The following is a 10,725-nucleotide window of genomic DNA, read 5'->3' as shown; positions in this document are numbered from 1 at the left end:
TCCCCCGCCGCCCGGCCGGGGGCGGCCGGGGGGGCGGGGGGGCCCCCCGCCCCCGCCCCCCCCCGCCCGGCGGGGGGGCGGGCAGGACGCCCGCGGGGGGGGGGCCGGGGCCGCGCCCCCGCGCCCGGTCCGCACGTCCCGCACTCCGGCACCGCCGCCGCGGCGCCACCCGACAAGGCTTGGAGACTGTGTTGGACCACCAGGATGTAGAACTGCTCGCGATCGGAGCGGGCCCGGCGAACCTGGCCCTCGCCGTCGCGCTGGAGGAGCTGTCCCCCGACCTCGCCGCACGCGCGCTCGTCGTGGAGCAGCACGACGACATCGTGTGGCAGCGCGGGATGCTGCTGCCCTGGTCGCGCAGCCAGGTGTCCTTCCTCAAGGACCTGGTGACGCTGCGGAACCCGACCAGCCCGTACTCGTTCGTCAACTACCTGCACTCGACGGGCCGCCTCGACGAGTTCATCAACCTCGGCACCTTCACGCCCTACCGCCTGGAGATCTCGGGCTACCTGGCGTGGGTGGCGCGGTCGTTGACGAAGGTCCGGCTCCAGCACGGACGGCGCGCGGTCGCCGTCGAGCCGCAGCACGGCGAGACCGGTTCGGTCGACCGGTGGCTGGTGCGGTTCGCCGACGGCAGCACGGTGTCGTGCGCGACGCTGGTCATCGGCGTCGGCCGCGACCCGCACCTGCCGACGGAGTTCGCGGCGCTGCCCAGGGAACGCGTGGTGCACAGCACCGAGTTCGTGACCCGGATCGGCGCGCTCGACCCGCAGGGCGAGCACCGCATCGTCGTGATCGGCGGCGCGCAGAGCGCGGCGGAGATGCTGTGGTCGGCGCACGAGACCTTCCCGCGCGCCAAGGTGACGATGGTGATGCGCTCGATCGGCCTCAACGGCTACGAGAGCAGCAAGTTCACCAACGAGCTGTTCTACCCGTCGTTCGTGGACAAGTTCAACGAGGCGCAGCCCGACGCGCGGACGCAGCTGCTGCGCGAGATGCACCGCACCAACTACGCGGGCCTCTCGCCGGCCATGCTGGACAACCTCTACCACACGATGTACCTGGAGAAGCTGACCGGCACCCAGCGGCTGTCGATGGTGACGATGGCCGAGGTCGTCGACTCCGCGCTGGTGGACGACGAGGTCGTGCTGACGCTGCTGGACCGCCGCACGGGCGAGCGCAGCGAGCTGCGCTGCGACCGGGTGATGCTCGGCACCGGCTTCGACAAGCGGATGCCGACCCTGGTGCGCTCGATGGCCGCCGAGGTCGGCCAGGAGGACTTCACCGTCACCCGCAACTACCGCCTCCAGCTGCCCGAGGCCGTGTCCGCCCGGGTGTACCTGCAGGGCGTGAACGAGGCCACGCACGGCATCGCGGACTCGTTGATCAGCGTCCTGGCGATCCGGGCCGCGGAGATCGTCGCCGACCTCGCCGACACCGGCGAGGACACCGTGCCCGTGGTGCCGCAGCGCGTCACCGAGCTGTTCGCCGAAGCACCCCAACCCGCCTGACCCGAGAGGAGCCGTCACCATGATGGAAATCCGCCCCCTGGACCGGGACAACCTGAAACTCGACAACGGCCTGGTCGCCCAGCGCCTGATGCCGTGGGACCTGGTCAACGCGCCGTTCGAGGGCTCCTGGTGCGTCGTGCGCCCCGGCGCCGAGTCGGGCGCCCACGGCCACCACGAGTACGAGATCTGGGTCGCCATGACCGGCGAGGCCGAGATCATCACGCAAGCGGGCGCCACGCCGTTCAAGGCCGGTGACGTCGTGCACTTCACGCCGCACGAGAAGCACCAGGTCGTCAACAAGGGCGCGGAGGACTTCCAGTTCTACGCGATCTGGTGGGACGCCGAGCTGGCCGGGAAGTTCGCCGCCCGCCACGAGGGAGCCGCCTCGTGACGACCCGTTCCCGACCGGCGATCGTCGTCGCCGCGACGCCCACGTCGAACGGCGACCTGCACGTCGGTCACATGTCGGGCCCGTACCTGGGCGGCGACGTGTACGCGCGCTACCTGCGCGCCACCGGTCGACAGGTGCTCTACACGACGTGCACCGACGACAGCCAGAGCTACGTGGTGTCCACCGCGCACCGCCGCGGCCTGGCGCCCGACGAGCTGGTGCGCACGTCGATGGCGAAGATCGAGCGGTCGCTGGACGCGATGGGCACGCTGATGCCCGGCCTGCCGCCGATCGACGACCGGTACCGCGCCACGGTGCTGGACTTCCTCAAGGAGCTGCACGCCGCCGGCCGGTTCCACCTCCGCAAGGTGCAGCTGCCCTACGCGCGCAACGCGGGCGCGTTCCTCTACGACGGCCTCGTCACCGGCACCTGTCCGTCGTGCCTGGCCGGCAGCTGCGGCGGCGCGTGCGAGAACTGCGGCCACCCGAACAACTTCGACGAGCTGCTCGACCCGAAGTACACCATCGACCCGAGCGACACCGTGGTGTACCGGGAGTGCGAGATCCTCGTGCTGCCGATGGAGGACTACCGCGAGCGGCTCACGTCCTACTACGCGGCGCGCACGCCCCGCTGGCGGCCGCACGCCCGGCAGCTGATCGGCGAGCTGCTGTCCAAGCCGCTGCCGGACATCCCGGTGACGATCCCCGGCACGTGGGGCATCGCCGCGCCGTTCCCGGAGACACCGGGCCAGATCGTCTACCCGTGGGTCGAGGCGATGCCCGCCTCGATGTACGCCACGTGGTGGACGGCGACGCAGCTGGGCCGTCCCACCGCGGGGGTCGACGAGCTCTGGCGCGCGGGCCACGACGCGGAGCTCGTGTACTTCCACGGCTTCGACAACGTCTACCACTGGGGCCTGGTCGACCTGGTGATGCTGCTCGCGCACGGCGACAAGTACACGACGCCGGAGTCCAACGTCTGCAACGAGTTCTACGACCTGGACGGCGAGAAGTTCTCCACCAGCCGCAACCACCTGATCTGGAGCGCGGACCTGCTGGCGGAGGTGCCGCGCGACCTGGTGCGGTTCTACCTGGCGCTGACCGGTCCGGAGTTCCAGCGGGCGAACTTCACCCGCGACGCGCTGCACTCGACGACCACGCGCCGGCTGATCACGCCGTGGAACGAGCTGGCCGAGGCCATCGCGCTGGCCATGGTGGGCGTGGACGGCACCCGTCCGCTGCCCACCACCGAGGCCGGGCGCTGGCGCGCGGCGACCGTGCTCAAGCGGTTCCGGCTGTGCTACGACCTGCCCGGGTTCAGCATGGGCCGCGCCGCGGAGACGATCGTGACGCAGCTCGGGCGGCTGCGGTCGCTGGCCGACGCGGTGGACCACCGCCGCAACGGCAAGGCGCCGACGCAGCCCGGCGACCTGCTGCTGGAAGCGCGCACGCTGCTCGCGTGCGCCGCGCCGATCCTGGTCGACGTGGCGGCCGACGTGTCCGCGCAGGGCGTCGACCTGGCCATCAGCGACGACATGCCGGCCGAGATCCGGCCGTTCCGGTTCCCGTCGCTGCCCGGCACGCACGCGCGGGCCGAGCAGCACGCGGCCCTCGACGGCGTGAGCTAGTGCCGTGACCGGCGACCTTCGCCGCGCCTTCAGGGCGCTCGGCGGGGCGCCTCACGGCACCGGCCCCACACCCACAGCCAACCAGGATGAGGAACGCGGGGCCGGCACCGCGATCCACCCGTCCGACCGTCGGAATCCGGGGCGAAGGCCGCCGGCCGCGGCACTAGGAGGCGACCCACCGTGAAGCTGCTGACCATCGAGACCCGCCAGTACCTCGAGTACTACCACTCGCGCTACCGGCAGGTGCAGGACCTGGGCGTGGACCTGTACGTGCTCAACGGCGAGGGCACCGAGGACTTCTGGCCCGCCGACCGCTACCGCCTGGTGGGGTCGAAGAACATCGACGAGATGATCGCCACCGCCAAGCAGTGGCACGCCACCGAGTCGTTCGACGGCGTGATCACGTTCTCCGAGGCGGCCGTGGTGGCGGTCGCGGCGATCGCCGAGGCCCTCGGGCTGCCCGGCATCGGCGTCGAGGCGGCGCTGAACAGCCGCAACAAGTACCTGATGCGGCAGGCGCACGAGAAGGCCGGCGCGCCGATCCCCGGCTTCCGGTTCGTCACCTCGCTGGCCGAGGCGAAGGCGGCGGCGGACGAGTTCGGCTACCCCGTGATCGTCAAGCCGACGCTGGGCGCGGGCAGCCACTTCGTGTTCCGCTGCGACGACGACGCCGAGCTGACCGAGCACTACGAGCAGGCCGCGCAGGGCATCCAGGACCTCTTCTGGGCCAACTCCGAGGCGGACGGGATCGACCTGGGCCCCAACGGGCTGCTCGTCGAGTCCTTCCTGGACGGCAAGGAGTACCTGATGGAGGCCGTCGCGTGGGACGGCGAGGTGTACCTCGGGTCGGTGGTGGACCGCATCACCGCCGAGGGCGGCACGTTCGACGACGACGTGCACCACGCGCCGACGTCGATGAGCCCGGACGACCTGAAGGCCGTGCACGAGGTCGTCACCGCGGGCGCGCTGGCGCAGGGCCTCACCAACAGCGTGATGCACGCCGAGGTCCGCTTCCACCAGGGCAAGCCGTACCTGCTGGAGATCGCGGCCCGGGTCGGCGGCGGCGGGCTGGACATGATCGCCCGCATCACCGCCGAGCACGACCCGATCGCGGCCGTCGTGGACATCGGCGCGGGACGGCGGCCGAACGTCCGCCACTTCCGGCCCACCGGCACGCACATCGCCGCGATGTGCCTGATCTCCGACGCCGGGGTGGTGCGGGAGGTGCGCGTGCCCGAAGAGGTGTCCACTTCGGACCGCGTGTTCCTGCTCAAGATCACCGCACGACCCGGCGACGTGGTCAAGCGCCCGCCGGACGGCAACACGATCATCGGCTTCCTCGGTGCCACCGGCACGTCCGAGGCCGACGCCTTCGCCCTGATGAACGACTACGCAGCCAAGATCGAGGTCGATTTCCAGTAGCGCCACACCGCAGGCGTCGCCGGCCCTCCGCGTCACATGTGGCGGACCGGTGGCGCCACCGGCCAGAGAGGACTCCACCGCCGTGTCCGAGCCCGAGCAACGCACCGCGCGCCGCCGCAGGTACCTGATGTGCCCGCCGGAGCACTTCGACGTCTCCTACTCCATCAACCCGTGGATGAACCCCGAGAAGCCGACCGACGCGTCCATCGCCCTGCTCCAGTGGAGCCGGCTGCGGTCGCTGTACCTCGACCTCGGCCACGACGTCGAGCTGATCGAGCCCGAGCCCGGGCTGCCGGACATGGTGTTCGCCGCGAACGGCGCGACCGTGGTGGACGGCCGGGTCCTGTCGGCGCGGTTCCGGTTCCGGCAGCGCGAGGCGGAGGGCCCGGCGTACCTGGAGTGGTTCCGCGAGCACGGCTTCCGCACGCACGAGGCGTTCTGGGTGAACGAGGGCGAGGGCGACTACCTGCTGGTGGGCGACCGGATCCTGGCCGGCACGGGCTTTCGCACCGACCAGCGCTCGCACGTGGAGGCGGCCCGGTTCTTCCGGCGCGAGGTCGTCACGCTCGACCTGGTCGACCCGCGGTTCTACCACCTGGACACCGCGCTGGCGGTGCTGGACGACGACCTGATCATGTACTACCCCGAGGCGTTCTCGACGTGGAGCAGGGGCGTGCTGCGCTCCCTGTACCCGAACGCCGTGATCGCCGGCGACCACGACGCCGAGGTGTTCGGCCTCAACGCCGTCAGCGACGGCAAGCACGTCCTGCTGGCGCAGGAGGCCACGCACCTGGCCGACCAGCTCGCCGACCGGGGCTTCACGCCCATTGGTGTCGACCTGTCCGAACTTCTCAAATCCGGCGGCAGCGCGAAGTGCTGCACGCTCGAACTGCGTGGGGAGCCAGCTCGATGATCAACTACGACGGCAAGAGGTTCCACCCGGTCACCGGTGGCGGCCCCGAGGAGAGCCGGGTCGCCGTGTACCACCAGGACGGCGACCTGCTCTGGGGCGAGTTCCTCGGCGGCAAGGCCCGCCGCGGCGCGCTGACCGGCACCGCGAAGCCCGACGGTGCGCTGGACTTCGCCTACTGCATGGTGCTCGACGACGGCCAGGTCATCTCCGGGCACTGCCGCAGCACGCCGCAGGTGCTCGACGACGGTCGCATCCGCCTCGACGAGGTGTGGGAGCGCTTCGGCGAGCACGCCGCGTCCGGCGTCTCGACCATCGAGGAAATCCCCGCCCAGACCGCGAACTGACCCGAGAGGCCGACGAGCAGCCATGACTTCCGCGAGCACCATCACCGCCCGCCCGGAGGGCACGCCGCGCAAGGGCGGCGTCGTGACGTGGGCGTGCGCGCCGGGCTTCCCGCCCGCCGTGATCTTCCCGTTCACGCCGGCCGAGCGCATGGGCACCCGCAACATCCTGGAGTTCCAGGCGCTGATGTACCGGACGCTGTACTACTTCGGCAGCGACGGCACGCCGAACGTGGACTACGCGCAGAGCATCGGCGAGGAGCCGGTGTGGAGCGAGGACGGCCTGACCGTGCGGGTCAAGGTCAAGCCGTGGAAGTGGTCCAACGGCGAGACGCTGTCCGCCGAGAACGTGCTGTTCTGGGTGAACCTGATGAAGGTCAAGGGCTCCCGGTACGGCGAGTACGTGCCGGGCTACTTCCCGGACAACCTGACCGACTACGGCAAGGTCGCCGACGACGAGGTGTTCTTCACCTTCGACAAGGCCTACTCCAAGCACTGGGTGCTCTACAACCAGCTCAGCACGATCACGCCGCTGCCCAAGGCGTGGGACCGCACCGAGGCGGGCCCGGCGAACGCCTCCGGCGACCTCGCCGACGTCGAGGCGGTCTACGAGTATCTGATGGCGCAGCAGGGCAACATCGTCGACGAGGGCAACGCCCACCGCACCAAGTGGGCCGACAGCCCCATCTGGAGCATCGTGAGCGGCCCGTGGCGGCTCAAGAGCTACACGCTGGAGGGCGTGGTCACGTTCGTGCCCAACGAGCACTACTCGGGACCGAACAAGCCGTACCTGGACGAGTTCCGCCAGGTGCCCACGTTCTCCGACGAGGAGCAGTACGAGATGCTGAAGGCGGGCCCGGACGCCGAGAACGGCATCCAGGTCGGCTACCTGCCGCTGAGCTTCGCCACGGAGCCCGCGGTCGACCCGGTGGTCGGCGGGCCGAACCCGTTGACCGAGTACACGATGTTCCCGCAGTCGGCGTTCTGCATCCGGTACATCTCGCTGAACTTCAACAACCCCACCGTCGTCGGCAAGATTTTCGCCCAGACCTACCTGCGCCAGGCGTTGCAGACCTGCCTGGACCAGGACACCGCGGTGCGCGACATCTACCAGGGCTACGCGTACCGGCAGAACGGCCCGGTGCCGATGTACCCGAAGACCGACTACGTCTCGCCGCGCCAGCGCGAGGGCGCGTGGCCGCTGCCGTTCTCCCCCGGGAAGGCCAAGGCGCTGCTGGAGGCGAACGGCTGGGACACCAGCGTCACGCCCGCGGTGTGCGTGCGGCCGGGCACGGGTCCGGGCGAGGCGGGCGCGGGGATCCCCGCGGGCACGAAGCTGTCGATCCTGCTGCGCTACGTGGAGGGCCGCCCGGCCCTGACCCGGGTGATGGAGAACTTCCGCGACGCCGCCGCCGAGGCGGGCATCGAGCTGCGGCTCGAGGAGGTGTACGGGTCGATCCTCGTGGCCGAGGACGCGCCGTGCGAGCCGACCGCCACGACGCCGTGCACGTGGGAGATGTGCTGCTGGAACGGCGGCTGGGCCTACCACCACCCGACCGGCGAGATCCTGTTCTCCACCAAGGCGGGCGGCAACTTCGGCTTCTACACCGACCCGAAGGCCGACGCGCTGATCGAGCGCACCGTCACCAGCGACGACCTGGACGTGCTCTACGAGTACCAGGACTACATCGCCAACGAGGTGCCGGTGATCTTCACACCGAACTTCCCCATCCGGCTGTTCGAGGTCGCCAACACCCTCGGCGGCTTCGGGCCGATCAACCCGTACGGGATGATCAACCCGGAGAACTGGTACTACCGCGACTGATCCCCGAGGCACGGGGTCCGCACCGGGCCCCGTGCCTCTTCTCCACCGCTCAACAGGGGGTCCCGCCCGTGGTCCTGTCCGCCGCGCCGCCGAGCACGCTCGGCGCGCATCCGCTGCTCATGTTCCTGCTCCAGGTCGCCGTGCTGCTGGGCGCGGCGATCTTGCTCGGGCGGCTCGCCGTCCGGTTCGGGATGCCCGCCGTCGTCGGCGAACTGGCCTCCGGCGTCGTGCTCGGGCCGTCGCTGCTGGGCGCGTTCGCCCCGGTGTTCGACGTGCCGGCCCAGCTGCACCTGCTCGACGCCGTCGGCCAGATCGGCGTGCTGCTGCTGGTGGGGTTCACCGGCATGCACCTCGACCTCGGCCTGGCACGCCGACAGCGCCGGGCCGCCACCTGGGTCGGCGCGGGAGGCCTGCTCATACCGCTGGGGCTCGGCGTCGGCGCCGGGTTCCTGCTGCCCGCCGCCATGCTCGGCCCGGCGGCGGACCGGCCGGTCTTCGCGCTGTTCCTCGGGGTGGCGGTGTGCGTGAGCGCCATCCCGGTGATCGCCAAGGTGCTGCTGGAGATGAACCTGCTGCACCGCGACATCGGGCAGCTCACCGTCACGGCCGCCGCCGTGGACGACGTGGTCGGCTGGTCGCTGCTGGCCGTGGTGTCCGGGATGGCCGCCTCCGGGCTGACCGCCGGGCACGTGGCGTGGTCGCTGGGCGCGCTGGCGCTGGTGCTCGTGCTGGCCCTGGCGGTGGTGCGGCCGGTGGCGCGCGGCTCGCTGCGGCTCGCCGAGCGCTCCGGCGACCCGGGGGTGACCGTGGCCGTGGTCGTGCTGCTGGTGATAGCGTCCGCCGCCGGCACGCACGCCTTGGACTTGGAGCCGGTGCTGGGGGCGTTCGTGTGCGGCCTGGTCATCTCGTCGGTCGGCGGTGTCGCCCGTGAGCCGCTGGCGGTGCTGCGCACGTTCGTGATGGGCGTCCTGGCGCCGCTGTTCTTCGCGACGGCGGGGCTGCGGATGGATCTCACGGCCCTGCGCCACCCCGCCGTGCTCGGCACGGCGCTGGCCGTGCTGCTGCTGGCCGTGGTCGGCAAGTTCACCGGCGCCTACGCGGGCGCGCGGCTGGCCGGGCTCGGCCACTGGGAAGGTCTCGCGCTCGGCGCGGGGCTCAACGCGCGCGGTGTCATCGGCGTGATCGTGGCGCTGGTCGGCCTGCGGCTGGAGGTGCTGTCGACCGAGGCTTACACGGTCGTGGTGCTGGTGTCGGTCGTGACGTCGCTGATGGCGCCGCCGACGTTGCGGTACGCGGCACGGCGGATCGCCGTGACCGACGAGGAACGCCGGCGCGAGAAGGCGTTCGGCGGTGTGCACGTCCTATCGAAAGTGGAGCCCCGTTGACGTCCTCCCCTCCCTGAAGGGAGGGGTTTCCCCGTCGGGCTCACGCCCGACGGTTCCTGTTTCCGTTCCCCGAGGGGAGGTTGCGCCGGATGCCTCGTCGACTAGCGTCGGGTCGGTCTGACTCCGGCTCCACAGGCAGTGGCCGCCCGTCCGGCGGCCAGGATGTTGCGCGACGCGTTGACGTCGCGGTCGTGCGTGGTGCCACAGCCGGGGCAGGTCCAGGCCCGGACGTTCAGCGTCAACCGGTCCAGGAGGTGCCCGCAGTGCGAGCAGGTCTTCGTGCTGGGGAACCAGCGGTCGACCACGACCAGCTCGCGGCCGTACCACTCCGCCTTGTACTCCAGCATCTCCCGGAACGTGGTCCAGGCCGCGTCGGAGATGGCGCGGGCCAGCTTCCGGTTGCGGACCATGTTGCGGACGGCCAGATCCTCGATCACGACCACTTGGTTCTCGCGGACGAGTCGGGTCGACAGCTTGTGCAGCAGGTCCCGACGGCGGTCGCCGATGCGGGCGTGGACCCGTGCGACCCGCAGCCGGGCCTTGGCCTGGTTGTTGCTGCCCTTCTCCTTGCGCGCCAGCACCCGCTGGGCGCGGGCCAGGCGGTCCCGGTCACGGCGCTCGTGCCGGGGGTTGGCGATCTTCTCCCCGGTCGAGAGGGTCAACAGGCTCGTGAGCCCGGCGTCGATTCCGACCCACTCCCGCGCGGGCGGCAGGTGCCCGATCGTGGTCTCCACCAGGATCGACACGTGCCAGCGGCCGGACGGGTCCAGCGACACCGTCACCGTGGACGGCTCCGCTCCCTCCGGCAGGGGCCGCGACCACACGATGGCCAACGGCTCTGCCATCTTCGCCAGCGTGAGCCGGCCGTCGCGCCACCGGAATGCGGACTTCGTGTACTCGGCGGACGCTCGGCCGCGCTTGCGGGACTTGAACCGCGGGTAGCGGGACCGCTTGTCAAAGAACGCGGCGAACGCAGACTAGAGGTGCCGCAGGCCCTGCTGCAACGGGACCGAGGAGACCTCGTTGAGGAACGCCAGCTCGTCGGTCTGCTTCCACTCCGTGAGCAGCGCGGAGGTCTGCGCGTAGTTCACGCGCCGCTGTTCGGTGTACCAGGCAGAGTTCCGGGCCTCCAACGCCCGGTTGTAGACCAGGCGGACACACCCGAACGTCCGACGCAGCTCCGTCTCCTGAGCAGGGGTGGGCGCGAAGCGGTACCGGTACGCCCGCTTCACCACCGACCGCCTCACGCCTCACATACTACTACCTGAATAGGTAAAGCCCTCGACGCCCGTCGTGACCGGGGCATCGA

At 70.9% G+C, this 10,725-nt stretch carries 9 protein-coding genes and 1 pseudogene; 8 read left to right on the top strand and 2 right to left on the bottom strand.

The genetic code is table 11. The annotated features are described in order from the left end of the window. Positions 1 to 188 precede the first annotated feature (188 nt). The 8 genes from ABTZ99_RS30620 to ABTZ99_RS30585 all read left to right on the top strand — a co-directional run bounded on the left by ABTZ99_RS30620 (position 189) and on the right by ABTZ99_RS30585 (position 9,416). Complete coding sequence (locus ABTZ99_RS30620) at positions 189 to 1,511, top strand: lysine N(6)-hydroxylase/L-ornithine N(5)-oxygenase family protein (protein ID WP_498773446.1); 1,323 nt, start codon at positions 189 to 191, stop codon at positions 1,509 to 1,511. Positions 1,512 to 1,530: 19 nt separating this feature from the next. Beyond that, the gene (locus ABTZ99_RS30615; RefSeq protein ID WP_498772898.1) at positions 1,531 to 1,902 is read left to right on the top strand and encodes a cupin domain-containing protein; all 372 of its coding nucleotides are present in this window, start codon (positions 1,531 to 1,533) and stop codon (positions 1,900 to 1,902) included. Then, positions 1,899 to 3,530 (top strand): class I tRNA ligase family protein, encoded by a 1,632-nt coding sequence (locus ABTZ99_RS30610; RefSeq protein ID WP_498772896.1) that lies wholly within the window; start codon positions 1,899 to 1,901, stop codon positions 3,528 to 3,530. The genes ABTZ99_RS30615 and ABTZ99_RS30610 overlap by 4 nt, the downstream gene beginning before the upstream one ends. Positions 3,531 to 3,710: 180 nt before the next feature. Beyond that, complete coding sequence (locus ABTZ99_RS30605) at positions 3,711 to 4,952, top strand: ATP-grasp domain-containing protein (protein ID WP_498772894.1); 1,242 nt, start codon at positions 3,711 to 3,713, stop codon at positions 4,950 to 4,952. An 82-nt stretch (positions 4,953 to 5,034) separates the two neighbouring features. Then, positions 5,035 to 5,865: a dimethylargininase gene (ddaH, locus tag ABTZ99_RS30600; RefSeq protein WP_498772892.1), complete on the top strand. Its 831-nt coding sequence runs from the start codon at positions 5,035 to 5,037 to the stop codon at positions 5,863 to 5,865. Next, positions 5,862 to 6,209, top strand: coding sequence for an avidin-fold protein (locus ABTZ99_RS30595; protein ID WP_499616150.1), 348 nt, complete (start codon positions 5,862 to 5,864; stop codon positions 6,207 to 6,209). The genes ddaH and ABTZ99_RS30595 overlap by 4 nt, the downstream gene beginning before the upstream one ends. A 22-nt stretch (positions 6,210 to 6,231) precedes the next feature. Continuing rightward, positions 6,232 to 8,031, top strand: coding sequence for an ABC transporter substrate-binding protein (locus ABTZ99_RS30590; RefSeq protein ID WP_499616148.1), 1,800 nt, complete (start codon positions 6,232 to 6,234; stop codon positions 8,029 to 8,031). 68 nt (positions 8,032 to 8,099) lie between these two features. Beyond that, the gene (locus ABTZ99_RS30585) at positions 8,100 to 9,416 is read left to right on the top strand and encodes a cation:proton antiporter (RefSeq protein WP_498772886.1); all 1,317 of its coding nucleotides are present in this window, start codon (positions 8,100 to 8,102) and stop codon (positions 9,414 to 9,416) included. Positions 9,417 to 9,517: 101 nt separating this feature from the next. Here the strand turns inward: ABTZ99_RS30585 and ABTZ99_RS30580 are convergent. Beyond that, a pseudogene (locus ABTZ99_RS30580) lies at positions 9,518 to 10,333 on the bottom strand (RNA-guided endonuclease InsQ/TnpB family protein); the annotation flags it as partial. A 60-nt stretch (positions 10,334 to 10,393) separates the two neighbouring features. Continuing rightward, complete coding sequence (locus tag ABTZ99_RS30575; RefSeq protein ID WP_499616145.1) at positions 10,394 to 10,663, bottom strand: helix-turn-helix domain-containing protein; 270 nt, start codon at positions 10,661 to 10,663, stop codon at positions 10,394 to 10,396. Positions 10,664 to 10,725 lie beyond the last annotated feature (62 nt).

It is taken from the genome of Actinosynnema sp. NPDC002837 (genome assembly GCF_040295345.1).
Lineage (GTDB): Bacteria > Actinomycetota > Actinomycetes > Mycobacteriales > Pseudonocardiaceae > Actinosynnema.
Note: the sequence above shows the minus strand (reverse complement) of the source record. Positions and strands in the feature narration are given on the sequence as shown.